25 protein-coding genes, 1 tRNA gene, 1 other RNA gene and 1 pseudogene are annotated in these 24,954 nt (G+C 61.9%); 6 read left to right on the top strand and 22 right to left on the bottom strand.

The genetic code is table 11. The features are described from left to right. Positions 1-118: 118 nt before the first annotated feature. Positions 119-553 (bottom strand): GNAT family N-acetyltransferase, encoded by a 435-nt coding sequence (locus tag FFY45_RS00535; RefSeq protein WP_176338933.1) that lies wholly within the window; start codon positions 551-553, stop codon positions 119-121. A 27-nt stretch (positions 554-580) separates the two neighbouring features. Next, a complete protein-coding gene (locus tag FFY45_RS00530) occupies positions 581-1,207 on the bottom strand; it encodes a LysE/ArgO family amino acid transporter (protein WP_176338932.1) in 627 nt (208 codons plus the stop codon). A 106-nt stretch (positions 1,208-1,313) separates the two neighbouring features. On the opposite strand from FFY45_RS00530, the gene FFY45_RS00525 reads away from it, so the two are divergent. Continuing rightward, complete coding sequence (locus FFY45_RS00525) at positions 1,314-2,219, top strand: LysR family transcriptional regulator ArgP (RefSeq protein WP_176338931.1); 906 nt, start codon at positions 1,314-1,316, stop codon at positions 2,217-2,219. Between the two features lie 94 nt (positions 2,220-2,313). Here the strand turns inward: FFY45_RS00525 and FFY45_RS00520 are convergent, their stop codons facing one another. Together FFY45_RS00520 and FFY45_RS00515 are read right to left on the bottom strand one after the other, a co-directional pair. Next, positions 2,314-2,673, bottom strand: a complete 360-nt coding sequence (locus FFY45_RS00520) for a response regulator (RefSeq protein WP_176338930.1) — start codon at positions 2,671-2,673, stop codon at positions 2,314-2,316. Beyond that, positions 2,670-3,677 (bottom strand): sensor histidine kinase, encoded by a 1,008-nt coding sequence (locus FFY45_RS00515; protein ID WP_176338929.1) that lies wholly within the window; start codon positions 3,675-3,677, stop codon positions 2,670-2,672. The genes FFY45_RS00520 and FFY45_RS00515 overlap by 4 nt, the downstream gene beginning before the upstream one ends. A 299-nt stretch (positions 3,678-3,976) precedes the next feature. Here FFY45_RS00515 and queC point away from each other — a divergent pair, with 299 nt between their 5' ends. The 3 genes and pseudogenes from queC to FFY45_RS00500 all read left to right on the top strand — a co-directional run. Then, the gene (gene queC, locus FFY45_RS00510) at positions 3,977-4,651 is read left to right on the top strand and encodes a 7-cyano-7-deazaguanine synthase QueC (RefSeq protein WP_176338928.1); all 675 of its coding nucleotides are present in this window, start codon (positions 3,977-3,979) and stop codon (positions 4,649-4,651) included. Positions 4,652-4,698: 47 nt separating this feature from the next. Then, positions 4,699-4,774: transfer RNA gene (locus FFY45_RS00505), tRNA-Lys, on the top strand. Between the two features lie 411 nt (positions 4,775-5,185). Continuing rightward, positions 5,186-5,438 (top strand): annotated as a pseudogene (locus FFY45_RS00500) (DNA methyltransferase); the annotation flags it as partial. A gap of 243 nt (positions 5,439-5,681) precedes the next feature. Here the strand turns inward: FFY45_RS00500 and FFY45_RS00495 are convergent. Continuing rightward, positions 5,682-7,193 carry a M61 family metallopeptidase gene (locus tag FFY45_RS00495; protein WP_176338927.1) on the bottom strand — a complete coding sequence of 504 codons (1,512 nt, stop codon included), beginning with the start codon at positions 7,191-7,193 and terminating at the stop codon, positions 5,682-5,684. A 1,148-nt stretch (positions 7,194-8,341) separates the two neighbouring features. Further along, positions 8,342-9,205 carry an SDR family NAD(P)-dependent oxidoreductase gene (locus FFY45_RS00490; RefSeq protein ID WP_217902396.1) on the bottom strand — a complete coding sequence of 288 codons (864 nt, stop codon included), beginning with the start codon at positions 9,203-9,205 and terminating at the stop codon, positions 8,342-8,344. Between the two features lie 46 nt (positions 9,206-9,251). Here FFY45_RS00490 and FFY45_RS00485 point away from each other — a divergent pair, with 46 nt between their 5' ends. Both FFY45_RS00485 and FFY45_RS00480 read left to right on the top strand, forming a co-directional pair. Then, positions 9,252-9,914, top strand: coding sequence for a TetR/AcrR family transcriptional regulator (locus tag FFY45_RS00485; protein WP_176338926.1), 663 nt, complete (start codon positions 9,252-9,254; stop codon positions 9,912-9,914). A gap of 508 nt (positions 9,915-10,422) precedes the next feature. After that, positions 10,423-11,289 (top strand): aldo/keto reductase family oxidoreductase, encoded by an 867-nt coding sequence (locus tag FFY45_RS00480; RefSeq protein WP_176338925.1) that lies wholly within the window; start codon positions 10,423-10,425, stop codon positions 11,287-11,289. Positions 11,290-11,459: 170 nt separating this feature from the next. Here FFY45_RS00480 and queE read toward each other — a convergent pair whose 3' ends face one another. The 16 genes from queE to FFY45_RS00400 all read right to left on the bottom strand — a co-directional run bounded on the left by queE (position 11,460) and on the right by FFY45_RS00400 (position 24,604). Next, the gene (gene queE, locus FFY45_RS00475) at positions 11,460-12,143 is read right to left on the bottom strand and encodes a 7-carboxy-7-deazaguanine synthase QueE (protein WP_176338924.1); all 684 of its coding nucleotides are present in this window, start codon (positions 12,141-12,143) and stop codon (positions 11,460-11,462) included. 42 nt (positions 12,144-12,185) lie between these two features. Continuing rightward, positions 12,186-13,004, bottom strand: a complete 819-nt coding sequence (gene ybgF / locus FFY45_RS00470; protein ID WP_095575220.1) for a tol-pal system protein YbgF — start codon at positions 13,002-13,004, stop codon at positions 12,186-12,188. A 6-nt stretch (positions 13,005-13,010) separates the two neighbouring features. After that, positions 13,011-13,529 carry a peptidoglycan-associated lipoprotein Pal gene (pal, locus tag FFY45_RS00465; protein WP_176338923.1) on the bottom strand — a complete coding sequence of 173 codons (519 nt, stop codon included), beginning with the start codon at positions 13,527-13,529 and terminating at the stop codon, positions 13,011-13,013. A 56-nt stretch (positions 13,530-13,585) separates the two neighbouring features. After that, positions 13,586-14,905: a Tol-Pal system beta propeller repeat protein TolB gene (tolB, locus tag FFY45_RS00460; RefSeq protein WP_176338922.1), complete on the bottom strand. Its 1,320-nt coding sequence runs from the start codon at positions 14,903-14,905 to the stop codon at positions 13,586-13,588. Positions 14,906-15,062: 157 nt separating this feature from the next. Continuing rightward, positions 15,063-16,103 carry a cell envelope integrity protein TolA gene (tolA, locus tag FFY45_RS00455; protein ID WP_176338921.1) on the bottom strand — a complete coding sequence of 347 codons (1,041 nt, stop codon included), beginning with the start codon at positions 16,101-16,103 and terminating at the stop codon, positions 15,063-15,065. Next, the gene (gene tolR, locus FFY45_RS00450; RefSeq protein ID WP_006452377.1) at positions 16,093-16,542 is read right to left on the bottom strand and encodes a protein TolR; all 450 of its coding nucleotides are present in this window, start codon (positions 16,540-16,542) and stop codon (positions 16,093-16,095) included. Before tolR ends, tolA begins: the two co-directional genes overlap by 11 nt. Before the next feature lie 139 nt (positions 16,543-16,681). Further along, positions 16,682-17,461 (bottom strand): protein TolQ, encoded by a 780-nt coding sequence (gene tolQ / locus FFY45_RS00445; RefSeq protein WP_006452376.1) that lies wholly within the window; start codon positions 17,459-17,461, stop codon positions 16,682-16,684. An 11-nt stretch (positions 17,462-17,472) separates the two neighbouring features. Beyond that, positions 17,473-17,904 carry a tol-pal system-associated acyl-CoA thioesterase gene (gene ybgC / locus FFY45_RS00440; protein ID WP_043910488.1) on the bottom strand — a complete coding sequence of 144 codons (432 nt, stop codon included), beginning with the start codon at positions 17,902-17,904 and terminating at the stop codon, positions 17,473-17,475. Then, the gene (gene ruvB, locus FFY45_RS00435) at positions 17,894-18,931 is read right to left on the bottom strand and encodes a Holliday junction branch migration DNA helicase RuvB (RefSeq protein ID WP_006452374.1); all 1,038 of its coding nucleotides are present in this window, start codon (positions 18,929-18,931) and stop codon (positions 17,894-17,896) included. Before ruvB ends, ybgC begins: the two co-directional genes overlap by 11 nt. A gap of 129 nt (positions 18,932-19,060) precedes the next feature. Next, positions 19,061-20,968 carry a potassium transporter Kup gene (locus FFY45_RS00430; protein ID WP_047127030.1) on the bottom strand — a complete coding sequence of 636 codons (1,908 nt, stop codon included), beginning with the start codon at positions 20,966-20,968 and terminating at the stop codon, positions 19,061-19,063. Between the two features lie 59 nt (positions 20,969-21,027). After that, positions 21,028-21,101: non-coding RNA, sX9 sRNA (locus FFY45_RS00425), on the bottom strand. 61 nt (positions 21,102-21,162) lie between these two features. Further along, positions 21,163-21,747, bottom strand: a complete 585-nt coding sequence (gene ruvA, locus FFY45_RS00420; RefSeq protein ID WP_006450983.1) for a Holliday junction branch migration protein RuvA — start codon at positions 21,745-21,747, stop codon at positions 21,163-21,165. 118 nt (positions 21,748-21,865) lie between these two features. Then, positions 21,866-22,390, bottom strand: a complete 525-nt coding sequence (gene ruvC, locus FFY45_RS00415) for a crossover junction endodeoxyribonuclease RuvC (protein WP_176338920.1) — start codon at positions 22,388-22,390, stop codon at positions 21,866-21,868. A 129-nt stretch (positions 22,391-22,519) separates the two neighbouring features. Further along, on the bottom strand, positions 22,520-23,248 hold the full coding sequence (locus tag FFY45_RS00410) for a YebC/PmpR family DNA-binding transcriptional regulator (RefSeq protein ID WP_006451885.1): 729 nt from the start codon (positions 23,246-23,248) through the stop codon (positions 22,520-22,522). Between the two features lie 87 nt (positions 23,249-23,335). Further along, the gene (locus FFY45_RS00405; protein WP_176338919.1) at positions 23,336-24,013 is read right to left on the bottom strand and encodes an esterase/lipase family protein; all 678 of its coding nucleotides are present in this window, start codon (positions 24,011-24,013) and stop codon (positions 23,336-23,338) included. Positions 24,014-24,076: 63 nt separating this feature from the next. Beyond that, positions 24,077-24,604, bottom strand: a complete 528-nt coding sequence (locus tag FFY45_RS00400) for a GNAT family N-acetyltransferase (RefSeq protein ID WP_016904140.1) — start codon at positions 24,602-24,604, stop codon at positions 24,077-24,079. Positions 24,605-24,954: the final 350 nt, after the last annotated feature.

The raw sequence follows: 24,954 nt of genomic DNA, 5'->3' as shown, positions 1-24,954 counted from the left end.
AGATCCGCCCTCGGAATGTCGTCTACGAAAAGCGTCTGGCAAAGCGCTTTTCGTTGTTTCCGACCGTTTAAACCGCGGACACGCAGATCACGTCCACGACTGCAGGCCTGATCAGTTGCTAGGCGCGGTCGCGGGTATATATCCCGGGGAGGTAACGCTCCATCAGCGACTGTGGATACAACGGTGACGTAAACCCGTAGCGCGCGTATAACCCGTGCGCATCGCTGGTGGCCAGGCTGAAACGGCGCAATCCCTGCAGCTCGGGGTGCGCCATGACCGCATCCATCAGCAGCTTGCTATAGCCCTTGCCTTGATGCTCGGGCAGCACGAAGACATCGCCCAGATATGCAACGGTTGCGTAATCGGAAACCACCCGCGCGAACGCCACCTGCGTGCGCTCCACAAACCCGCCAAAGCACAGCGAATTGGCGATGGAGCGCTGCAGCAGCGACAACGGAATGTCCTTGGCCCACGTGGTGTGCTGCGACAGATAGCGGTGGATCATCGGCACATCGAGCTCGGACGTGTCGGTGGTAATGCGCAACGGCGGCATGACGGTGACTCCAGTCATAGGGGGGCGTCAGAGTAGCGCAGCATGCGATGGCAGCAGCAACAAGGCGCACAGCACCAGCATGAACACCGCAATCAATGCATCCAGGACGCGCCATGCGCGCGGATCACGAAAGGCCGGCTGCAGCAAACGCGCGCCATATCCCAAGCTGGAGAACCAGGTAACACTGGCAAGGCACGCACCCGACGCGAACGCCCAGCGCAGCTGGTCTGGATAGCGCGCAGACATGCTGCCCAGCAGCACCATCGTGTCGAGATAGACGTGCGGATTGAGAAACGTGAATGCCAGACAGGTCAGCATGGCGCGCTGCCAGGATTGCGCGCCGCCTGCTGCCGGTGCCAGTGCTCCCTTGCCATGCCAGGCCCTGCGTGCAGCCAGGATTCCGTACGCTGCCAGGAACGCAGCGCCGGCATAGCGAAGAACTTGCAGCACGTCCGGCCACTGCTTCACCAACGCACCGATCCCGGCGACGCCCAGCACGATCAGCGCGATATCGCCGGCTGCGCAGATCAGCACGATCAGGCCCACATGCTGGCGCTTGAGCCCCTGCCGTAACACAAACGCATTTTGTGCCCCGATCGCAATGATGAGACCTGCGCCAGCGATCAAGCCGGCCGCTGCTGCCTGAAGGACCATATGCATCTCCCGAGAACCAGGCCTGCATCGTGATGGCAGCGAGCGATTCAGAAAAACTAAATATTCTGTAGGCTAGTTAGAACTTCTAATCCAGTGAAGAGATGCCATGGATCTGCTGCATCCACAGCTGGCGGCGTTCGCGGCCGTGCTGGAAGAAGGCAGCTTCGATGCTGCTGCGTATCGGCTGTCGGTCACTCCCTCGGCCATCTCGCAGCGCATCAAGGCACTCGAAAACCGGCTTGGCCAGGTGCTGGTGATCCGAAAAGCACCCTGCCGCCCCACCCCGGCGGGTGAACGCCTGTTACGTCGGGTAAGACCGATGCAGGTACTCGAAGCCGAGGCAATGGCCGACTTCCTGCCCGGCGACCACGCAGCTGGACATCCACGCAGCATTGCCATCGCCGTCAACGACGATTCGCTGCAGACCTGGTTCCTGGCCGCATTGGCGTCCTTGCATCAAACGCATGGGTTCCTCTTCGACGTCCATATGGACGACCAGGACCACACCCTGGACTTGCTGCGTGCCGGCACCGTGCTTGGCGCCGTCACCTCGGAGCGCAAGCCGCTGCAAGGCTGCAATGTCGACGCATTGGGTGTGATGCGTTACCACGCCATCGCATCGGCCGCCTTCGTTGCAAGGTATTTCGAGCAGGGTTTCAACGCTACGGCGCTGACGCGTGCGCCGATGCTGGTCTTCAACCGAAAAGACACGCTACAAGCCCGCTTCGTTCGCCGCATCACGCGCGCGCAGGTGGCGCCACCGGTGCACTATCTCCCCACCTCCACCGGCTTCGTCGAAGCTGCCGCGCGTGGACTTGGATGGTGTCTGGCCCCGGACTCGATGGTCACTCCGGCAGTCCGGAACAAGCAGGTGGTCATCATCGATCCCACGCGCTGGCTCGATGTGCCGCTGTACTGGCAATGCGCCGCAGTGCGCTCAAGCGCCTTGCACCATCTCAGTCAGGCGCTGAGTAAGGCGGCAGCTGTCAGTTTGCTGGGTGGCAGGCAGTAGCTTTTGCCGTCGCGCGCACCCGCACGGTGCCTCGATCAGGCAAAGCGTTATTCACTCGCTTTGGCTGGCCTCGACAATTATGCAAAAGCGCGGACTAGCCGGCGTTTGTCTGCTGCAGCAGCGCCAATGCGGCCTGCAGATCACGTAAGTGGAAGGGCTTCTGCAAACCGTGCCGATGCTGGAATTTCTCGGGGATGCCACCCACAGAATAACCAGTCACGAAAATATACGGCACTCCGCGGGCATCCAGTTCCTCGGCGATCGGAAAGGAATAGTTGCCGCCAAGATTGACGTCCAGCAACGCCAGATCAAGATTCCCCTTCTTCACTTCCTCAAGCCCGGCATCCACGTCTCCCACCGTTGCCGCGATCTCGTATCCCAGTTCGATCAAGCAGTCTTCCAGCAGCATGGCAACCACGGATTCGTCTTCGACCAACAAGACGCGCCCGGTCACGTGTGCGCCTCGACCAGCTGGGCCGGCAGCGGCATGCAGACACGGAACGAAACGCCCGCAGGGTCGAAAACGAGTTCGACATCGCCCTTGAGGTCGTGCTTCAAACCACGCTCCAGCAATCGGGAGCCGAAGCCTTTGCGCGTTGGTGGGCGGACAGCCGGCCCGCCGCGTTCCTGCCAGATCAGTTCGAGCTGCGCGTCTGCATCCTGCATTCTGCGTTCCCACGCGATCAGCACGCTGCCTTCCGGAACAGACAGGGCGCCATGCTTGAGCGCGTTGGTACACAGCTCGTGCAGCGCCATCGATAGTGCCAACGCCCGCCGAGGATCGAGCCGGCATGATTGGCCCTGCAGCGCGAAGCGCACGCCATCGTGGGTTTCATACAGTGCGGCAGCATCGCGGGTCAGCTCGAGGATATCGGCACTGACCCAGTTCTCGCGAGTAAGCGTGTCATGGGCTCTGGAGAGCGCCAGCAGACGCGCATCGATCTTTTCTTGCGCATCCGCAAGGCTGGTCGCGTTATTGAACGACTGGCGAGCCAGCGACTGCACCATGATCAGCGAATTGTTGACGCGATGATTGAGCTCGTTGATCAGCAACTGCAGGTGCTGCTCATGCTGTTTGTGTTCGGTGATGTCACGCGTGGCGCCAGCGATCGCCTCCACCTCGCCATCAGGCCCAAAGACCGGTGTAAAGATGTACTCGTACACACGCAGGCCCTTGGTGGTATGCGGAAACGGCACCTCGCCTCGCAGCGGCTGGCCGGTCGCCTTCACCTGCTCGATTTCGGTATCGTGCATCGCCGCGTGCCACGGCTCGTAGCCAATTTCAAGGCAGGTCTTGAGGTGCGCCTCTTCCCAGCGCATCCCCCACATCGTCAACAATGCCTCGTTGGCGTAGATAAAACGATGCTGGATATCGAACACGTACAGAAGGTCCGGAGTCGCTTGTAACAGCGCCTTGTAGATACGCGATTTCGCGGCGTCTTCCTGCTGGTCGGCCATCACGTCATGGACTCCGGATTCGATCCGCACAATAAACCGGTAACCGTGAACAAAAAATCATGCGGCCGCCACTGCAATGTTCACTGGCTGGGCGGTGTAACGGTGCGGCGTGCAGGGAGCCATGCACTATCTCTAGCAGCGGCATCGCGTCAATAAACAAGCGCTAAAAACATTCAAACCCTAGGCCTCGACCGGATGCCGGAACTCCTTGGCAGGACCATGCGGCAATAGCGCGCTGTCGCCGTGCAACGCCGACCCTGCTAGCCTCTCCGCTTCCGTTGTTACAGCCTGATTCCGTCATGAAAAAAGCCGTAGTTCTCCTGTCCGGTGGCATGGATTCCGCCGCCGTCGTCGCGCTCGCGCAGGAACAGGGCTTTGCCGTGCACGCCCTAAGCGTGCGCTACGGCCAGCGCCACACCTCCGAACTGGACGCGGCCGCACGCGTGGCCACCGCGCAAGGGGTCATCGCCCACAAGGTGGTCGACGTGGACCTGCGCAGCATCGGCGGCTCGGCGCTCACCGCCGACATCGACGTGCCCGATGCCGGCGGCGACGGCATTCCGGTTACCTACGTGCCTGCGCGCAACACCATCATGCTGTCGCTCGCGCTGGGCTGGGCCGAGGTGATCGGCGCCAACGACCTGTTCTGCGGCGTCAACGCGGTGGACTATTCGGGCTATCCCGATTGCCGGCCCGAGTTCGTCCGCGCCTTCGAAGTGCTGGCCAACCTGGCCACCAAGGCAGGCGTGGAAGGCGCCGGCCTGCGCGTGCATGCACCGCTGCAGTTCCTCAGCAAGGCCGATATCGTCCGCGAAGGCGTGCGCCTGGGCGTGGACTTCAGCCTCACCGTGTCGTGCTACCGCGCCGACGCCGATGGACGCGCCTGCGGCCACTGCGACGCCTGCCGCCTGCGCGCCGCCGGCTTCACCGACGCCGGCATCCCGGACCCCACCCACTACGCCATTTCGTCTTGACGCCGGTGTAGGGTAGAATGCGCACCCCGGCGCACTGCCGGGACAGTGGGCCGTTAGCTCAGTCGGTAGAGCAGAAGACTTTTAATCTTTTGGTCGATGGTTCGAATCCATCACGGCCCACCAATCAAATCAGTCACTTGAAGAGCGCCTAAGGCGCTTTTTTTGTGCCTCCGGAAAAATTGGCGGAAAAATGAGCGGCAGGGACGATGTCCCACGGCCACACACGTCGGATGGGATTCACGGCCTGCCTGGTCTGGCGTGGCGGCTTCACCGCCGGGATATCATGCCAATCACGTTGCGTCATCTTGCATGTCATGCGGCGCGGCGCATGCTGCCAATTCTTCCTCGCTGATCACATGGTCCGCGTCTTTTGGGTAGGCAATTGCGTGCACCGTGTTCATCGTACGGCTCCGTTGGCGCGCGCGTGGCTCCTCAGCCAAGTGAAGACTTCGACTGCGGGATCAACATGCATGCAAACATGCAGCCGGCCACGCACGACGCTCTGCGCATCGTCGCCCAACAAAACGTCATCGCAGCAAGGGCAACATGCCGCTAGATCGCCGCGCGCCCGTGTTGCCGGGTGTCATCCGTGAATCGGTGCGCAAGGCTGACAAGCATCATCTGACCGGCAAGCCCACCGAATTGATGCGTCAGCCAGTGCGGATCTGCGAGGCGGATGGGCGCGTGCTCGATCCGTTCGCTGGTTCTGGCACAACGTTTGGTTTCCGCGCAGTTAGAGGGCGTCGAGGCGGCCGGCATTGAGATGACAGAACTCTACGCTGAGTAACCCGCAACCGCATGGAAGAGGTCCGGTAGAAAGCCATCTACTCAAGTGGCAGTAGTCGCCTAGCTAACGGCTAATGCCACGGATGCATTTATTCAACTCGTCTAGCGCACGATTTACCTGGAATCGTCTGCCAAGTAAGTGCCTCAGTAGATCCCGACCGTGGAATATACGAAATGGTCATGCGATTCCCATTCCTCTTGATTGACAAAGGGAGTAATCGGTCGACATCGGAGAACAACGGCTTTAATAAGGTGTTGCCCGCCAAAGATCTCCTACTCGCAGTCCAGCGCGCTCGGCATTTGAGCCGGGAGAAACTGAAGCGATCCGATTTCCTCCAGGCTCTTTTGTATATTGCAAGTCAAATATGCCGATTTTTGTTTTGGTGGCCTCTAAGCACGGCCCGAATGCGCCCGCGACTGGGAAGATCGTGTTTCCAGCTAGCATTGCATCTAAGGCCTCAACACCCTCTTTACCGGCGTGGCGCTCGACGACTCCTCGCCATTGGGCAAGACCATGTGGCCTGTTCTGATTTGATTCTTCCTGAAATTCTTTCAGTAGCGTGAAGATCGTATCCTTTCCCTGGCTCCTGCCGCGCACGCGAGCATCGAGGTCGGCGAAGTACAGGGCGCCACGTGTGTATGGGACGGTCCAGGCGTCTGGGGACGCCCACATTTCTTCAGGAATAGATGAGTTCGGAATGTTGCGCCTTGAAGTTCCGTAGTATTGGGTCACCTTGGAATTTATCTCACGCAGATAATCTTCTGGCGAAATGAGTCCCGCTTCATACGGAATCAAAATTGCTAAATATTCAGCAGATCCTTCCGTGAACCAGAGGCTGTCCTCGTCGTCATCAAGGCTTGGCTGAAAGACATGAACAAGCTCGTGAGCAATCAGTTGCTTGAGATTTTCTTTTTTTAATGCTTCATCATGAGTTGGCGCAATATAGAGTAATACTCCATTGGAGTCTGCTCTTCCGCTGTCGAGCGGGCCGCCATCAAAGCTTCTATAAAAGGCTCGGAATGAATCTTTTTCGGCGCCAGAAAAGGCTAGTCGTGTGGCTTCATACTCTTTTGCTGACCAAGAAAAAAACTCGTCAAGGTTTATGTCGTTATCGCCCAATCCATAAGCAATGAATTCACGCTTCCCGGAAGATGGTTGGAATTTCCTCAATTTTCCAGCGAGATAAAAAGCATTTCGTATTTCCCAGGACTGACGTGTTGTGGTGACATCCCCTTGACCAAAACTGCTGATTGCCTCGAAGCCATGAGGTAGCTTCCAGCGGAGACGCAAGTCAATGTCACCCTGTATCTGCGGGAGCATGAGAATGCCATCACCGCTTGTTGTGAAGCCTCCGCCCGCAACAATCAGCTCGCGATGGGCTCCGCGCCCATTGGGTGCAGATGGATCCGCTGGAGAGACGGTATAACTTACGGATACTGCGCCGACATTACTTCTGTCGCTCGTATAAAGAATATTTAAGCCATTATTGCCGGGCGATGAACTCATCATCAATGGCCCCTGCGAATCGCGCACTACTAAGTTTTCGACCTTGTCGGTGGAGCGTCCAGGTGTCGGCGCGAGGAGATCCCACTCTAAAACTAGTGGCGAGTCATTGCCATTGCCCGACAATGTGTAATTGACGTTTATATCGTGCCCGCCATCCTTAGAGATGATTGGGGAGAGCACGAGGTCTAAGGATGCAGTTTTCGCTACTTTTCCCTCTGTGGAAGGGCTGGCCAGAGAAATGGTGCTCATCAGCGACGCATGGGCGATTAAAAATAGAACTAAAATTTGTCGCGAGCGTCGCATCTTGCATCCTAATCTTAGATGAGTTGGGAGGTACAGCTTATCTGGCTTGGTTTCTGCTTGCATTATTTGCAGATGATACTTTTTTAGAACTACCAAAATGTATTTCAAGCAAGTCGACGGATGTGTTGCCCTTGGCAAAAGGCCGCAAAACAAGAGTGTCGGTAATGCAAGACTGTTGCCAGGCCCAACGCGTGGAGGGCTGCGCTCAGCAATCGAGCGTATCAACTATGACACTATTTCAGCGGTTTCAGTCGACGTCTGCTGCGTATTTTCCGCTTAAGAGACGGCCTCATTATTCAGCAAGAATTGATAACTTGTTGCGATCACATCAATCACGCATGGCTAATGCAATCCAAAATTAAAAAGACGCGCAACTAGGTCGCCACGCGTCGTTCGACCGTCAAAAGCCCCCCTCTGGGTTATTTCTTAGATGGGCGTAGTCATGTATCTCGCTATGCGCCATTTTCCGTCGTCTTCCTTCCGAAGAATAAACAACTCCTCAAAAGCCGCAGCCTTAGATTCACCAGTTGCGACAGTGATGGCGGTGCCAGTCGAACTAGTACGGACAAAAGCCCATGTCGGCGCCATGATTGTCACGGCAGTGGCCTTGTGTTTCATTTCAAACCGAACCGCCTTGAACAGATGCTCGTACGCCGTGCGCAAAGCGGACTTGCCCGCAGCCGGTTGTGAAGCGGGCGCTAAGCTCGCCGTCCTCGCTGTATAAAAAGAGCACCAAGCCAATGTTCTGGTCGCGGAGCGCACTCTGCCCTATATAGAAAGATGGCAAGCGGGTTACGCATCGGCACCCAGTTCAGATTGAGCTCGTCCTCTTGGAAGTCTCGGCGGGTGAAGCGAAGCCCAGCTGGATCCGGAGCGCGCTGACGGCAGGCAGAGCCGGATCGGATCGAGACAAGCCGATCCTAGCAAGCGGGCGTAGGTGTGAGGGGGAGGTAGGGCCAACATGACGCGAACTCTCGCGAAGCAAAGTCTCAAAGGTCGAGACGGGCTAAATGTTAGCAAAATTACTAAATTTCAGTTGTCGACAATCCGTGCTGCGTTCAGCAACTACGCCCCGACCGGGGGAGTTGAGCCCTTCAATCATTCATGACGCGCGCAAACAGTGGTTGGTGCAGCCAGCGCGGGGTGGCCCAGATCATGGCCGCGCTGATCTTATTGCCCAACCCGGGGACAATGCTGATACGACCCTTGTGGAGTGCACGGATGCCCGCACGGACTACCGGAGCTGGCTGCATCATCGCCAGCTTCAATCCGAGGGTGATCTTTTGCTGCGCAGCCTGAGCGAATCCTGTGTTGGACATACCCGGGCACAGCGAGGTGACGGTGACGCCGTCGCGCTTGAATTCGCGGTATAGCGCGTCCCCCAAACGCAGGACGTATGCCTTGGATGCACCATAAACAGCCATGTCCTCCACTCCCCAGAGCGCCAGCAGACTGGCAACCAGCAGGATCCTGCCGTGACCGCGCTGGCGCATTTCGGCGCCGAACAGTCGGGTCATGACGGTGAGGCTGGCGATATCCAGCTGCACCATATCCAGGGTGCTTTGCAACGAAGTGTCCAGAAAGGTGCCTTGTAGCCCGTGGCCAGCGTTGTTGATGAGGATTTCCACCTCAATGCCGCGCTCACGGAGGCTGGAATGCAGGGTCGCTATGGCGGTTACTTCTGACAGGTCAACTTGTTCGGTGATGATTTCCACTCCGTGTTCGTGGCGCAGCGTAGTTGCCAGAACCTGCAGGCGGTCCAGCCGACGCGCGACGAGAATCAGCGGGTGGCCCTTAGCTGCGTATTGCCTAGCGAATTCTTCGCCGAAACCGCTGGAGGCGCCGGTGATCAGGACCCAGTCTGTGTTGTTGCTTGGCATGGTGATAGCTCTGTGCGTGGTGGGCGACGTGGCCTGGATCTTGGCTTTCAGGCAAGATTGGAGACCGATGGTCTTCAATTTAGAAGACCATCGGTCTTTTATCAAGTGAGGTGCAGGTTTCCGTATGAATTCGTTCACGCCATATGTCCGCGCACGCTCGGTTGAACAAAAAGAAGAGCGCCGCCGCCACCTTCTAGCCACTGCTCGCGCGATGCTGGATGACAGCCCGGGCGCGCTCGATCTGGGGATCAATGAACTGGCGCGCCAGGCGCAGATGACAAAGTCCAACGTCTATCGCTACTTCGAAAGCAGCGAAGCTGTACTGATAGACGTGCTCGTAGAGGAATACGCGGGCTGGCAGGCCGAACTTGGAGTAGCGCTGGCACTGGACGGCAAGGCCGAGGCAACTGTCGAGGACATTGCAGCGGTCTTTGCGCAGACGTTGTGCGCTCGTCCGTTGCTGTGCCGGCTGACAAGCATCATGCCGTCCATTTTGGAGCGCAAGTTGTCGTTCGAGCGCATGGTCGAATTCAAGCTCAACTTGTTGGCGTTGCGCCATCAGGCTGCGCAGGCCTTCCATGCGCGCTTGCCAGAGATGTCGGTAGATGCGTTCGAGCAGGTGATCAAATACGCGCTGCCGCTGATCATCGGGTTGTGGCCGCTCAGCAATCCGGTCGATGTCGCGGCACAGGTGATTGCGCTTCCAGAGTTAGAGGGGCTGCGCTACGACTTTCAGCATGATGTCGAGCGCGCGGTGCTTATCTTGATGCGTGGTGCCTGCGACTGATTGCGACGGGAAGCCAAGGCGCGGAAAAAAGAGACACGAACCTCCTGCGGCGTGGTGGTTTGCCGCGCTGGTGCCGGGAAAAATAATGGGCATAAGTTATTGATTAAAATCATAAACTGGCTTGCTTTCAATCTTTTGGTCGATGGTTCGAATCCATCACGGCCCACCAATCAAATCAGTCACTTGAAGAGCGCCTAAGGCGCTTTTTTTGTGCCTCCGGAAAACCAAACCGGTTCCGTGTTTAGCGCCGGCCGCATGCATCGCGCATCCGCGTGAGGATCAACAGGCGAACTCAAGTTTGTCGCCATTCAAGCCGCAGACAAGATCCTTCAGGCCGTCAAAACCTGAAACACCGACACGTTTGGCCATACGAATATCTCAGCCGACGCCCCTGCGCCCATGCAGTGCAGGCCTCGGCAGCGACAGCCAGGGCCACATCAAACGCGAATTCACAAGCCGCACCACGTTTCCTATCGTTGTTGGCTCAACGACACGCGAGCACAATGCCATGACCAACATCGACAAAGCCGGAACGTTTCTCCTTGGTGACCGTCAGGTCACCCGCGTCGGCTACGGCGCAATGCAGCTTGCCGGGCCTGGTGTGTTCGGCCCGCCCAAGGATCGCGATGCGGCGTTGGCGGTGCTGCGCGAAGCCATTGCGCTGGGCGTCAACCATATCGATACCAGCGATTTCTACGGGCCGCACATCACCAATCAGCTGATCCGCGAAGCACTGCATCCGTATCCGCACGATCTGACCATCGTCACCAAGATCGGTGGAGCGCGTGGCACGGATGGAGCGTGGCTGCCGGCTCACTCATCGCAGGAGCTGGTCAAGGCCGTGCACGACAACTTGCGCAATCTGGGCCTGGATGTGCTGGACGTGGTCAACCTGCGCGTGATGTTCAAGGCCCAGGAGCCGGCAGAAGGCTCCATTGCCGAGCAGTTGGAGACCTTGGTCAACCTGCAGCGCGATGGCCTGGTGCGGCACATCGGCATCAGCAACGTCACTGCAACGCAGGTGGCCGAGGCACGCGCCATCACCGACATCGTCTGTGTGCAGAACATGTACAACATCGCGCATCGACACGACGATGAAATTATCGACGCGCTCGCGCGCGACGGCATCGCCTACGTGCCGTTCTTCCCGCTGGGCGGTTTCTCGCCGTTGCAATCGTCCACGCTTGCCTCTGTTGCCGAGCGCCTGGCCGCAACCCCGATGCAGGTGGCACTGGCATGGCTGCTGCAGCGCTCACCCAACATCCTGCTGATCCCGGGGACGTCGTCGGTGGCGCATCTGCGCGCGAATCTAGTTGCAGCCGAGCTGAAACTTCCGGCCGATGCCCTGGACGCATTGAACAAGATCGCAGTGTAGAAACGCGGGCGATTGCTTGCAGCGGCTGACAAAACGTAGCGCGTGGTGGCCACGGCACTGTAACCGGAGTGCAACGAGTACGATTTCAAGCAACCGCCGTGCCCGCCTCGCGTCTACGCAATAGCTTTGTCAGAGGCTCTTATTAGCAAGCGGCGCCTGGCAACAGGGCGTCAGCGCCCTGGCTCGTCGTTCCACAGCAGCTTGTGCAACTGCATCTGGAACCGCACTGGCAGACGATCGGCAACGATCCAGTCTGCCAGCTGCCGAGGCGTCACTTCGCTTTTGCTGGGCGAAAACCACACCGTGCAGCGACGGTCCAGCGCATGTGCGGCAACAATCTCGCGCGACCATTCGTAATCGGCGCGGCTGCAGATCACGAACTTGATCTGGTCGCGCGCGGTCAGTAATGGCAAGTTGTCCCAGCGGTTGCGCTGTTCTTCGCCGGAGGCGGGCGTCTTGATGTCGACCACGCGCGAGACGCGAGGATCCACTGCAGAAACGTCCAGTGCGCCAGAGGTCTCCAGCGAGACATCAAAGCCGGCGTCGCAGAGTTTCTTCAGCAGCACCAGGCAGCGCTTCTGCGCCAATGGCTCGCCGCCGGTCACGCAGACGTGGCGCACACCGTGGCTGGAAACCTCGGCGACGATCGCATCGATATCGTGCCATTCACCGCCATGGAAGGCGTATGCGGTGTCGCAGTAATGGCAGCGCAGCGGGCAGCCGGTCAGGCGCACGAATACGGTCGGCCAACCGGCAGCCTCGGCCTCGCCTTGCAACGACAAAAAGATTTCGGTGATCTTCAATCGCGGCAATGGCGATTGGACGATCTCGCTGGGGACGGCGGCGGCGTTCATAGGCAAAGTATGCGCCGCGCCCAAAGGCACCGACGCGCGGGCTCAGCGCAGTTGCTGGCCGAGACGGATGGACTGCAGGCGTTCCTGGGCGACGCGCGCCGCATCGGAGCCGGGATACTGCGAGACGACTTGCTGCAAGGTCTGCTGGGCTTCGTCGTTTTTGCCTTCGCCATACTGCGACAGGCCGAGCTTCAACAAGCCGCCAGCGGCCTTGTCATGCGTGGGATAGCGGCCGACGAGATCGCGGAACTGCGCCTCGGCCAGCTGAAAATTTCGGGTGGCGTAATAGCTTTCGCCCAGCCAATACAACGCATTGGGGGTGTAGACGCCGTTCGGATAGAGCTCCAGAAAGCTCAAGAACAGTTGCGACGCATCGTCGTACTTGCCGTTCTTCAACGCATCGAACGCCACGTTGTAAGCCGTGCGTTCTTCGTTACTGGCGGTCAGCGTGCCGGGGTCGCCATGCACACTGGGCGGCTTCTCGGAAGTTGCCGCCGCTGCGGGCCGCGCGGCCGGAGCCGGGGCTGGGGTGACGCTACCGGTAGCCGGTGGCAATGGCGGTGTTGCGCCACCTGCACCTTCCAACCGATTCAGACGCCCGTCCAGATCCAGATACTGGTCCTTGGACTGTTGTTTGAGTTGTTCGTTGTCGTGCTGCAGCTGTTCCACCGTCGCTCGCAATCCCTGCAGGTCAGAACGCGCCTGCTGTAGCTGATTGAGAAGATCGTTGTTGGCCTGACTGTTGGCCTGCTGCTGCTCGAGAACGGCAACACGATCAGCGAGACTGGCTCGCTGCGCGTAAGCCGGCGCGGCGACCACAAGGGCCGCCGCGACGAACAGAGATGTCACTCGAAAGCGCATCGCTTCTTACTGAGCCGTGTACACGATTTCGACGCGACGGTTCTGCGACCAGCAGCTTTCGCTGGTTTCGGTGCAGACCGGACGCTCTTCACCGTAGCTGACGACGGTCAGCTGGCTGGCGGAACCGCCAGCAGCCTGCAGCGACGACGACACGGCATTGCCGCGACGCTCGCCCAGGCCCATGTTGTACTCACGCGAGCCGCGCTCGTCGGCATTACCCTGCAGGGTGATGCGCGAGGAAGGACGGTCACGCAGGTACTTGGCGTGGCAAGCCATGATGGCCTGGAATTCCGGCTTCAGGGAGTCCTGATCCAGATCGAAGTAGACAACGCGCTGGCGCAGGCAGGCATCGGTATCCAGGTCGCTCGGGCCGTACAGGCCTGAGGTTGCCGGGCCAGTGGGAACGGAGGAACCGGTGGTGGTGTCGGTCGGAGCAGGCGGAGTTTCCTTCACCTTTTTCGAACAACCAGCCAGCACGGCAACAGACAGCAGGGAGACAAGCAAGACGCGGGTGGACTTGTTCATGGGATACCTATGGTGGCTCCTGGGCCAATGGGGTTTAACGCAGCGAAATATTAACATTAATGCGCGGTTCGGTAAGGCCCCCATGCAGGTTCTCTTACATCACCATCGGCCAGGACCAGACGCTGGCGTACCCGAGCGTCGGAAGAGACGGCATACAGCACGCCCCGGCCACCCTCGCGAGCGGCATACAGAATCATGCTGGCGTTAGGCGCGAAGCTCGGCGATTCGTCCAGCGAACCCGGCGAAATCGTGCTCCAGCTGGGCGAACCCAGGCTGCGATCCATCATGGCGATATGGTAGGTATTGCCGCTGCCCTGCGCCACGGCGACCTTCTTGCCGTCGAACGAGACGCTGGCAGTGGCGTTGTAATTACCCTGGAAGGTCACGCGGTTGGCGCTGCCGCCGCTTGCAGCTACCTGATAGATCTGCGGGCGACCGCCGCGATCGGAGGTGAAGTAGATGCTGCCGCCATCCGGCGCCCAGGTCGGCTCGGTATCGATGCCGAAGTGGTTGGTCAGCTGGGTCAGCTGCTTGCTGCCCAGATCCATCACGTAGATCTCCGGGTTGCCGCTGCGCGACAGCGCCAGCGCAAGGCGACGGCCATCGGGCGAGAACGAGGGCGCACCATTGATGCCGCGGAAGCTGGAAACCAGTTCACGCGCGCCAGTGGAGATGTCCTGCAGATAGATCGAGGAATTGCCGCGCTCGAAGCTCACATAGGCCAGCTTCTTGCCGTCCGGGCTCCAGTTCGGCGACAGCAACGGCTCTGCCGAACGCACGATGGTCTGCGGGTTGTAGCCATCCGAATCGGCCACCATCAGCGCAAAACGCATCGAACCGCCGCTACCGCTGGCAGTGACATAGGCAATACGGGTCCAGAACGCGCCACGCACGCCGGTGATCTTTTCGTAGATCGCATCGGCCATCTGATGCGAGACATCGCGCATCGCATTGGCGCGTGCGGTCATCGCCAGGCCAAGCAGGCGCTCGCCCTTGGCCACGTCGAACAGTTCGTACTCGACGCGGTAAGCGCCTTCGCCGGCATCCATCACGCGGCCAACCACGATGTAGTTCTGCTTGAGCGTGCGCCAGGTCTGGAACTGCACCTCTGTCCCACGGGTCGGCTTTTCGACGATCTGCGCGGCCGGCAAGGTCCGGAACTGGCCGGAGCGGTCCAGATCTGCGCCAACCACGGCCGCCACATCGGTCTGCGGCGCGGTGCCGGAGCCCTGGTAGGCCATCGGAATGACAGCGATCGGCGTAGCCGAAGCGCTACCGCCGACGATATCGATAGTGAGCCCCTGCTGCTGGGCGAGGGCACTCAGCGGAAGCAACAAGGCGGTCAGGGCAGCTAACCAACGCAGCGGTTTTTTCATGGACGGCTCGGATCGGGCAGGAAAAGTGTGCAAGAGATACCAATCAACGAGTGAACATACTCGCAATCGTGAACGAGACAGCGTGAAAGTGGAGCGAGTAGCCGCAGACAGCACGACACCTCTGTATTGCCAACCGACCGGTCGTCCAGACCGGCCGTTACTGATCCTGCGCAGTGAACACAAAGGTCAGATTGCGCTGGAACACCGATTCGTAGCCGCGATACGGCAGCGGCTGCGCGCTCAACACGGCGGCCTCGATCGAGCGCTGACCCGCCTCATCGTACGGGCAGCCCGGCGCGACCTTGGCTTCCATCACCTGCCCGCCCGGCAACTGGCGGATGTTGATGGTGCATTTCTGACCCGGCGGCACCGACGGCGGGCGCACCCACTGCCCCAACACCTTCTGCTGGATGGCGGCGGCGTACTTGGCCGACAGGTCGGTATTGGTGCCGCCCTGCCCTGCAGTCGGTTGGGCAGTGGCAGCGGCGGCCGAAGACGCCTGTTGCGCACGTGCGGCGGCCACCTGGCGTAGCTTCTGCTCGGCCAGCGCGGCTTCCTTGGTGGCCTGTTCGCGCTGCCGGCGGATATCGGCGATCTTCTTTTGGCGTTCGGCGTCCTCGGCCTGCTGTGCGGCAGCCTGCTTCTTCTTGGCGTCGGCCTCTTCCTGCTGCTTGGCCAGGCGCAGCTTCTGCTCGGCCTCTTCCTGGCGTTTGCGCTCGGTGAGGTCGATCTGCTCCTGACGGCGCTTGGCCTCCTGCTCCTGCTTGGCCTTTTCTGCCGATAGCGCAAGCGCATCGACACGCTCCTGATCGACCTTGTCCGGCTGGGCCACGCGCTCCTGGGCCTGCGCCTGTTGCGGCGTGGGCGCATCCTGCGGGCGCGGCTCGGGGATCGGCTGCGGTGGCGGCACGCTTTCTTCCGGCGCGGGTTCGGGCACCGGTGCGGGCGGTGGCGGTGGCGTCTCCACCGGTGTCGCCTTCAACGCCTGCCGCGCAACGCGCGCTTCGGCTGCGGACACGTCCAGCGAGGCTTCCATGCTGGGATCGCCAGCGGCCGGCTCGACCGAACGCTCGGGCGACCACAGCCAGCCGGCGATGAACACCAGCGCGACCAGCACATGCACGACCAGGGCCAAAGTGACCGGTCGGAACCAGCCATCCTCGCGCGCGGTCTGGGTGGGGAGTGCGTCAGCGTGCATCGCTACCTGCAGCACCGCCGGAGTCGGAAATCAGGCCGACCTTTTCGACCTTGGCCTGCTTGAGCACGTCGATGGCATCCATGATCTTTTGATAGGGCGCGGCGCGATCGCCGGCCACCACCACGCGGGCCTCCTTGTCCTGGGCCACGATGGCGGCCAGCTGCGCCTGCAGCGCGGCCACGTCCATTGCCTGCGGCTTGCCCTTGGGCAACTGCAGTGCGAGCTGGCCGTCGGCGGCCACCACCACCACGATCGGATCCTGCTTGCTCTCCAACGCCTTGGCGCGCGAGCTCGGCAGGTTGACGTCGGTGCTCAGGGTCAACAGCGGCGCGGTCACCATGAAGATGATCAACAGCACCAGCATCACGTCGATGTACGGCACGACGTTGATGTCGGATTTGAGCTTGCGCTTCTTACGGCGGGAAATACTGGAAATCATCGCGACACGTTCCTAATTAATCCCTCGCACATGCGCGTGCGGACTGCTCCGAGGGACTCGCCCATCCTGTCCCCGCACACGAAGGTGCGGGCGTCTGCGAGGCACTCGCATGCAAGCCGGCTATTGCGAGGGAGCGGCATCACTCGTCGGCGCCGGCCTGGCGCTGCAGGATCGAGCTGAACTCGTCGGCGAAGGTTTCGTAACGCACCGACAGCCGTTCCACGCGGGTGGTGAAGCGGTTGTAGGCCCACACGGCCGGAATCGCCACGAACAGGCCGATGGCGGTAGCGAACAAGGCTTCGGAGATACCCGGTGCCACCGCAGCGATGCCGGCCTGTTCGCCGCTGCTGACCATGTCGTGCATGGTCACCATGATGCCGAACACGGTACCGACCAGGCCGACATACGGCGCGGTAGAGCCGATGTTGGCCAGCAATTCGAGATTGCGCTCGAGCTGGTCGACTTCGCGGGTGAAGGCGGTGCGCATGGCGCGCTGAGCGCCTTCCAGCTGCACCCGCCCATCCAGACGGCGGCGATCGCGCAGGCGCGAAAATTCGCGGAAGCCGCTTTCGAACATCGACTCAAGGCCGCCGACGGTGCGGTTGCGATCGGTGGCCGAGGCGTACAGCTTGGCCAGATCGGCGCCGGACCAGAAGCGGTTTTCGAACTCGTCCGCCTCGCGGTTAGCCTGTTTGAAGGCGCGCGCCTTGCGGAAAATGATCACCCAGCTGATGAACGAGCCGATCAGCAGCAACAGCACGATGATCTTGACCGGGATGCTCGCCCGCAGGATCAACTCGACATAGTTGATGCCGCTGTTGTGCGCCACGCTGGCGGTCTGTGCCGCAGCGGCGGCAACGTCCTGCGGTAGTGCTTCCACTACCGTGTCCTGCAGGGCCAGGAGCAATGCAATCGACATCCGTTTGTTCCTCAGTCTTCTGATTCTGTGGTTTCTAAAGCTTTCAACACGTCGTATAGCGCATCGTCCATGCCGCGCGGGCGGAAGTCGCTGGCACTGAGTGCGGCAATGCGCACCTGCGCGGTCAGCAGCACTTCGCCCTCGCGACGCACCGACTGCGCGAACAGCAGGCTGGCACGTTTACATCTGAGCAGGACCGCCGACACCGACAGCGCGTCGTCGAGCCGGGCAGGCTTGAGGAAATCCAGTTGCATCGAGCGGACCGCGAACACCAGATCGTGCTGCTGGCGCAGGCGTTCCTGCTCATAACCGAGTGCGCGCATCCATTCCGTGCGCGCCCGTTCCATGAAGGCGACGTAGCGCGCGTGGTAGACCACCCCACCGGCGTCGGTATCTTCCCAATACACGCGTGTCGGCCAACTGAATCGGGGATCAACCGACATCCTCGTCCTCCACGAACAGGTCCGGCGCCGGCGCGGCCTTGGGCTTGAGGCCGAGGTGGCGATAGGCCTTGTTGGTGGCCATGCGCCCACGCGCGGTGCGGATCAAAAAGCCCTGCTGGATCAGATAGGGCTCGATCACGTCTTCCAGGGTGCCGCGTTCTTCCGACAGCGAGGCGGCCAGCGATTCGACGCCGACCGGGCCGCCGTCGAAGTGATCAACGATCACCCGCAGCATGCGCCGGTCGAGCTCGTCAAAACCTTCCGGGTCGACCTTGAGCATCTGCATCGCCGCCTGCGCCACCGGCAAATCGATATGACCGGACGCCTTGACCTGGGCGAAGTCGCGCACCCGCCGCAGCAGGCGATTGGCGATGCGCGGGGTGCCGCGCGCGCGGCGTGCGATCTCGGCGGCGCCATCGGGCGTGCAGTCGATGCCCAGGATTGCGGCCGAGCGGATCACGATGCGGGTCAGCTCTTCCGGCGAATAGAACTCCAGCCGCTGCACGATGCCGAAGCGGTCGCGCAACGGCGCGGTCAGCAGGCCGGCACGGGTGGTGGCGCCGATCAGGGTGAACGGCGGCAGGTCGATCTTGATCGAGCGCGCGGCCGGGCCGTCGCCGATCATGATGTCGATCTGGAAATCTTCCATCGCTGGATACAGCACTTCTTCCACCACTGGCGAGAGCCGGTGGATCTCGTCGATGAACAGCACATCGTGCGGCTGCAGGTTGGTCAGCAGCGCGGCCAGATCACCGGCTTTTTCGATTACCGGGCCGGAGGTCGAACGCAGGCTCACCCCGAGTTCGTTGGCGATGACGTGACTGAGCGTGGTCTTGCCCAAGCCCGGCGGGCCGAAGATCAACACATGATCCATCGCTTCGCCGCGCGCCTTGGCCGCCTGGATGTAGATATCCATCTGCTCGCGCACCGGCTGCTGGCCGAGATAATCGGCAAGTCGCTTGGGGCGGATGCTCGCATCGGCGGCATCGTCTTCCCGGGTGGCACTGCTGGCGATGATGCGGTCCATTGAGAGCCGGGATTGGGGATTCGTTATTCGGGATTTGCAGCCCACTAGTATGGGCTGCGAGGCGCCTCCGGCGCTACGCTCTTGCTAGTCCAGACTCTCCAATCCCGAATCCCGGCCACCACGGGCGGCTCAGATCTCGACCTGCGCGCCCAGCTCCACCAGGCGGTTGCCGGGGATGCGGAAGAACCCTGTAGCCGGGGCGGCGTTGCGATGCATCAGCGCAAACAACTTGTCGCGCCAGATCGGCATGCCGCGGTTGGCGCTGGCCACGATGGTCTCGCGGCTGGCGAAAAAGGTGGTGTCCATCGGGTCGAAATGGATGCCGCCCTGGTCGCAGGAACGCATCAGTGCCAGCGGCACGTCGGGGGTTTCCATGAAGCCGAAGCGCACGTAGACACGATAGAACTCGTCGCCGATCGATTCGATCTGCAGGCGCTTGTCGGCCGGCGCATACGGAATCGGCAAGGTATCGACGTTGAGGAAGATGTTGCGCTCGTGCAGCACCTTGTTGTGCTTGAGGTTGTGCATCAGCGCATGCGGCACGACCATCGGGTCGGCGGTGAGGAACACCGCCATGCCCGGTACGCGCGCAGGCGGCGCCAGCATCAGGCCGGGCAGGAAGCTGTCGATGCGGATGCCGTCCTTGCGGATTTCCTCGCGCAGCAGCGCGCGGCCGCGGCGCCAGGTGCGCATCAGGGTGAACACCACGATGCCCAGCGCCAGCGGGAACCAGGCGCCCTGCAGCAGCTTGGCGCCGTTGGCGATGACAAAGGCCAGTTCGATGATGAAGAACACCACGCACAGCGGCAGCACCCAGTTGCGCCAGCGCGGCCACAACGAACGCGCCACCAGCGCCAGCAGCAAGGTGTCGATCAGCATCGTCATCGACACCGAGATGCCGTAGGCCACGGCCAGATTGGTGGAGCTGCGGAAGATCAGCACCAGCGCGATCACCATCACCATCAACAGCCAGTTGATGCCGGGCACGTAGATCTGACCGATGGTGGTGCGCGAGGTGTGCTTGATCAGCATGCGCGGGATGTAGCCCAGCTGCATCGCCTGACGCGCCACCGAATACGCACCGGTGATCACCGCCTGCGAGGCGATCACCGCCGCCAGCGTGGCCAGGATGATCATCGGATACAGCGCCCAGCTCGGCACCGCTTCGAAGAACGGGTTCTTCAGCGCGGACGGGTGGTTGAGCACCAGCGCGCCCTGCCCCAGGTAATTGAGCAGCAGCATCGGCAGTACGAAGAAATACCAGCCGTGGCGGATCGGCTTGGCGCCGAAATGGCCCATGTCCGCGTACAAGGCTTCGCCGCCGGTCACTGCCAGCACCACCGCACCGAGAATGAAGACACCGTGCCAGCCGTGCTGCATGAAGAAGCGGATCGCCCACCACGGGTTGAAGGCCTTCATCACTTCCGGCGCATCGACGATGTTCCAGATGCCGATCGCCCCCAGCGACAGAAACCACAGGCAGGTGATCGGGCCGAACACCTTGCCCACTTTTTCGGTACCGAAGCGCTGCACCATGAACACCACCAGCAGCACCACCACGGTGATCGGCACGATGAAGGGATGCAGGCTGGGCGCGGCGATTTCCAGACCCTCCACCGCGCCCATCACCGAGATGGCCGGGGTGATCACGCCATCGCCGAAGAACAGCGAGGCGCCGAAGATGCCCAGGATGCCGACCACATACGCCGAGCGCGACCCGTTGCGCATGGTGCGCTGGGTCAGCGCCATCAGCGCCATGATGCCGCCCTCGCCCTCGTTGTCGGCGCGCATGATGATGGTGACGTACTTGAGCGTCACCGTGACCATCAGCGCCCAGAACGCCAGCGACAGCACGCCCAGCACGGTGTCGTGATCGCTGGTCAGCCCGTAGTGCGGCGAGAACGCCTCCTTGAGGGTGTACAGCGGACTGGTGCCGATGTCGCCGAAGACGACGCCGATGGCGCCGATGACCAAGGCCATATGGCTATTGGCAGGCGCATGGCCGTGGCCAGCTGCGGAAGTGGGGGTCTGTGACATGAAGTGGGCAGGGTATCGCCAAGTGGCGTGAAGGAGAGGAAGACGGCGCGGCGTTGAGTAACTAAAAACGTAGCGAGCGGGGGTCAGCTGGGTGCGGGCGGCGCGCAGGAGCCGCAGTGTACGAGTGGTACATGCCGATTCCGAGCACCGGCCGCGCCCGCCTGGCGACCGCGCAGTCGTTTTGCTAGTCGCCCTTAACGCAGTGCGGCCTGGAGGGCCTTGCGGATGACCGTGGCGACTTCGTCGCCTTCTGCCCCGGCCTCGCGTGCCATGCGTGCGGCCTCGGCCGGCTTGTAACCCAGTTGCTGCAAGGCCACGGTGGCTTCGGACACCGCATCCGGGCCGAGCTGGCCGGTGATCGGCGCGCCACTGCTGAAATCGGCGGCGCGGTCGCGCAGCTCCACCACCATGCGCTCGGCGGTCTTCTTGCCGATGCCTGGGATGCGGGTCAGCGCGGTGATGTCGCCGCTGGTGATCAGACGGGCGAACTCGTCCACGGTGACCCCGGACAACACCGCCAGCGCGATCTTGGCGCCGATGCCGGTGACCTTCTGCACGTCGCGGAACAGCCGCCGTTCGCCTTCGCGCAAGAAGCCGTACAGCGACACGCTGTCTTCCTTCTGCGCGTAGTGGGTGAACAGAATCACGTCGCGGCCGACATCGGGCAGGTCGTAGAAGGTGCTCATCGGCGCCTCCAATTCGTACCCCACCCCACCCACATCGATTACCAGCCATGGCGGCTGCTTGTAGGCCAGGATCCCGCGCAGGCGGCCGATCATTGGGCACCGCCTTGGCGGTGCCGGGAATCGGGAGTCGGGAATGGGGAATCGCAAGAGCGCGTGCTGCTCTGGACCCTGCGTTTGCAATTCCCGATTCCCGATTCCCGATTCCCGATTCTCATTTCTTGCGGCTCCAGGCCTGTTGGGTATTGACGCCTAGGCGCTGCGCGGTGGCGCGCACGTGGGCGTGGGTGATGGCGACTGCCAGTGCGTCGGCGGCGTCGGGCTGCAGCTTGCCTTTCAGGTTGAGCATGATGCCGACCATGTGCTGGACCTGCACCTTGTCCGCCCCGCCCTTGCCGACCAGCGCCAGCTTGATCTCGGTGGCAGCGTACTCGTGTACCGGCAGGTCGCGTAGCACCACCGCGCAGATCGCCGCGCCGCGCGCGTGGCCGAGCTTGAGCGCCGAGTCGGCACTCTTGCCCATGAAGACCTTCTCGATCGCCACTTCCTGCGGCTGGTAGGTGTCGATCACCTCGCCCAGCCCGTGCAGCAGGCGCTTGAGCCGCTGCGCAAAGTCGCCCTCGCCCAGCAGCACCAGCGGCGCGTGATAGACATGCCGGCTGCGACCGCTCTCGTCGATGTCGATGACGCCAACCCCGGTGCGCTGGGAGCCGGGGTCGATGCCCAGGATGCGGGTCATCGAGGGGCCGGGAATCGGGAGTTGGGAATCGGGAATGGGTAGAGCGGCCTGCTGGCATGCCCGGAGATACTGGGCGGTGCCAGATGCAGCTTTTTCAATTCCCGATTCTCCATTCCCGATTCCTGGCGCTTACGCGCCTAGCGCCGCTTGATCGACGTTCGAATACACATCCTGCACGTCGTCCAGGTCTTCGAGCATATCGAGCAGCTTGCGGACCTGCAGGGCGGTGTCGCCGTCAACGGCGATGTCGTTTTCGGCGCGGAAGGTGATTTCCGCATGCACCGGCTCCAGGCCGGCGGCGGCGAGCGCCTGCTTGACCTGGGCAAAGGCGTCCGGGGCGGTCAGCACGTCGATGGCGCCGTCTTCCGGGTACACCACCACGTCGTCGGCGCCGGCTTCGATGGCCGCGTCGGTGAGGGTGTCTTCGTCGGTGCCGGCGGCAAAGCTGAGCACGCCCAGGCGCTTGAACATGAAGGCCACCGAGCCGTCGGTGCCCATGTTGCCGCCGCACTTGCTGAAGGCATGCCGCACGTCGGCCACCGCGCGCACGCGGTTGTCGGTGAGGCAGTCCACGATCACCGCCACGCCGCCGGGGGCATAGCCCTCGTAGCGCACTTCTTCGTATTCCACGCCTTCCAGCTCGCCGGTGGCTTTCTTGATGGCGCGTTCGATCACATCCTTGGACATGTTCGACGACAAGCCCTTGTCCACCGCCACGCGCAGGCGCGGGTTGTTGGCCGGATCACCGCCGCCGCCGCGTGCAGCCACGCTGATCTCGCGGATGATCTTGGTGAACATCTTGCCGCGTTTGGCGTCGGAGGCGTTCTTGCGGCCTTCGATCGAGGGGCCTCTACCCATGGGTGGTTCCAGACTGGCTTGGATGACAGGGCGCGGATTTTACCTGATTGCTCGCCCGCACCGGGGCGGCAGCGTTCAGTGGCGGACTCAGTGGCGAAATCGGCCGGTGCGCAGGAAGCTCAGCGCCTGCTGCGCGGCCTCGGGCGAACGTAACAGACCGCTATGACTTGCCGGCACCACGCAATGGTCGCGCAGCCCGGGCAGGCGGGTTTCGGCCAGTGCCACGGTGCCGTCCGAGCCGCCGTCCAGCGGCGCCAGCCAGCGCCCGACCCCGCGCGCAACATTGCCGGCGACCTGACCGATCTCGGCCTCGCCCTCCCACTGCATGAAACCCTGCTGCAGCAGGGCAGCGCTACGCCCCAACGCCCATCGCCCGCCACGTTGGGCCAGGCCGCGCGCGGCGGCGCTGCCGCATAACGGCGAGCCCAGGCAGACCACACGGCGCACCGGCAGCTCGGGCGCCGCGCGCAGGGCCTGCAACGCCATCAGCCCGCCCAGGCTGTGACAGACCAGCAGTTGCGCGCCGGTCGTCTGCAGGCGTTCGATCAGCCGCGGTACCGCCTGCGCGGGGCCGCCGAGCACGCTGGCGTAGCCGAACAGCGCAGGCGCCAGGCCCTCTGCACGCAATCGACGCGCGAGCGGCAGCAGCCAGTGCGCGGTATTCCAGATGCCGTGCACCAGCAGTACGTCGGCAGTTGCGGTGGTCGGTGCCGTGCGCGGGGTGCGTCTGGATGCAGCTGGAAATGCCGAGAAGCTGCTAGGCATCAGCGCGGTTTCCAGGACGTGGCACGCGATCGCCGGGCTGCTGCGGACGGCGCCTGCATGCGCTCAGTCGGCCGCGACGATCGGCTTGCGGCGCAGGATGTGCTCGCGATCGACAATCTTGCCGACCGGGAAGTCGTACTCGCCGACTTTTTCGAATCCGTAGCGGGCGTAGAAACGTTGCGCACCGAAATTTTCCGACCACACGCCGATCCACAGCGTGCGTGGGCCGTTGCGTTCCAGCCATTCCAGTGTGGTTTCGAACAGGCGGCTGCCCCAGCCGCTGTTCTGGTAGTCCTTCAGCAGATACAGCCGCTTGAGCTCCCCATCGCCGGGGCGCACGTCTTCATGCGGCAGCCCGCACGGGCCGGCGGCGGCGTGGCCGACCAGCAGGTTGTCCATCTCCAGCAGCCAGATCGCGTAGTCCGGATGCGCCAGTACGATGCGCGCGCGCTCGACCGCATAGGTCTCCTCGAGAAAACCGCGCAGGTCTTCTTCCGGATACAGATGCCCGAAGGTTTCGGTAAAGGTCTGTGCGGCCAGCAGCGATAACGCTTCGGCATCGTCCGGTGTGGCGCGGCGGATGCGGGTCATGCGGGGCCTCTCGTGCCTGGTTGATCTGCCAGCTTCTCGCATGCAGACGCGCTACCGCAAGCGGGGATTGGGGATTGGGGATTGGGGATTGGGGATTGGGTGAATCGGGAATCGGGAATCGGGAAAGCATCTGCGATGCGTGGATTCCGCGTGTGCAGGATTCGGCATGGGCGCTGACGGGTTCAACCAAGCGCGCACGACCGGCTCCGCATGGCACCGCGCAGGAAAGATAAACACTGCGAGGGATGGCTATCTACTTGCGGAGCTCAGGCGCGCTTGGGACGGACCTGCAGGACGCACTGCCGCCGGTGATCGGCGGCGGTGCCCCGTGCGCAACACCCAGCCGGCGC

This window comes from Xanthomonas hortorum, assembly GCF_011305375.1.
GTDB classification, from domain to species: Bacteria; Pseudomonadota; Gammaproteobacteria; order Xanthomonadales; family Xanthomonadaceae; genus Xanthomonas; species Xanthomonas hortorum_E.
This window is presented reverse-complemented; position numbering and strand designations above follow the sequence as displayed.

Coding starts and splice junctions, on each gene's coding strand:
- tolB (WP_176338922.1), bottom strand. CDS start 14,905: ATGAAAAAACCGCTGCGTTGGTTAGCTGCCCTGACCGCCTTGTTGCTT.
- FFY45_RS00400 (WP_016904140.1), bottom strand. CDS start 24,604: ATGACCCGCATCCGCCGCGCCACACCGGACGATGCCGAAGCGTTATCG.
- FFY45_RS00530 (WP_176338932.1), bottom strand. CDS start 1,207: ATGGTCCTTCAGGCAGCAGCGGCCGGCTTGATCGCTGGCGCAGGTCTC.
- ruvA (WP_006450983.1), bottom strand. CDS start 21,747: ATGATCGGCCGCCTGCGCGGGATCCTGGCCTACAAGCAGCCGCCATGG.
- FFY45_RS00485 (WP_176338926.1), top strand. CDS start 9,252: ATGAATTCGTTCACGCCATATGTCCGCGCACGCTCGGTTGAACAAAAA.
- FFY45_RS00515 (WP_176338929.1), bottom strand. CDS start 3,677: ATGGCCGACCAGCAGGAAGACGCCGCGAAATCGCGTATCTACAAGGCG.
- FFY45_RS00495 (WP_176338927.1), bottom strand. CDS start 7,193: ATGAGCACCATTTCTCTGGCCAGCCCTTCCACAGAGGGAAAAGTAGCG.
- FFY45_RS00480 (WP_176338925.1), top strand. CDS start 10,423: ATGACCAACATCGACAAAGCCGGAACGTTTCTCCTTGGTGACCGTCAG.
- FFY45_RS00525 (WP_176338931.1), top strand. CDS start 1,314: ATGGATCTGCTGCATCCACAGCTGGCGGCGTTCGCGGCCGTGCTGGAA.
- pal (WP_176338923.1), bottom strand. CDS start 13,529: ATGAACAAGTCCACCCGCGTCTTGCTTGTCTCCCTGCTGTCTGTTGCC.
- ybgF (WP_095575220.1), bottom strand. CDS start 13,004: ATGCGCTTTCGAGTGACATCTCTGTTCGTCGCGGCGGCCCTTGTGGTC.
- ruvB (WP_006452374.1), bottom strand. CDS start 18,931: ATGGACCGCATCATCGCCAGCAGTGCCACCCGGGAAGACGATGCCGCC.
- tolR (WP_006452377.1), bottom strand. CDS start 16,542: ATGATTTCCAGTATTTCCCGCCGTAAGAAGCGCAAGCTCAAATCCGAC.
- tolQ (WP_006452376.1), bottom strand. CDS start 17,461: ATGTCGATTGCATTGCTCCTGGCCCTGCAGGACACGGTAGTGGAAGCA.
- queE (WP_176338924.1), bottom strand. CDS start 12,143: ATGAACGCCGCCGCCGTCCCCAGCGAGATCGTCCAATCGCCATTGCCG.
- FFY45_RS00410 (WP_006451885.1), bottom strand. CDS start 23,248: ATGGGTAGAGGCCCCTCGATCGAAGGCCGCAAGAACGCCTCCGACGCC.
- ybgC (WP_043910488.1), bottom strand. CDS start 17,904: ATGTCGGTTGATCCCCGATTCAGTTGGCCGACACGCGTGTATTGGGAA.
- FFY45_RS00535 (WP_176338933.1), bottom strand. CDS start 553: ATGCCGCCGTTGCGCATTACCACCGACACGTCCGAGCTCGATGTGCCG.
- tolA (WP_176338921.1), bottom strand. CDS start 16,103: ATGCACGCTGACGCACTCCCCACCCAGACCGCGCGCGAGGATGGCTGG.
- FFY45_RS00405 (WP_176338919.1), bottom strand. CDS start 24,013: ATGCCTAGCAGCTTCTCGGCATTTCCAGCTGCATCCAGACGCACCCCG.
- ruvC (WP_176338920.1), bottom strand. CDS start 22,390: ATGACCCGCATCCTGGGCATCGACCCCGGCTCCCAGCGCACCGGGGTT.
- queC (WP_176338928.1), top strand. CDS start 3,977: ATGAAAAAAGCCGTAGTTCTCCTGTCCGGTGGCATGGATTCCGCCGCC.
- FFY45_RS00430 (WP_047127030.1), bottom strand. CDS start 20,968: ATGTCACAGACCCCCACTTCCGCAGCTGGCCACGGCCATGCGCCTGCC.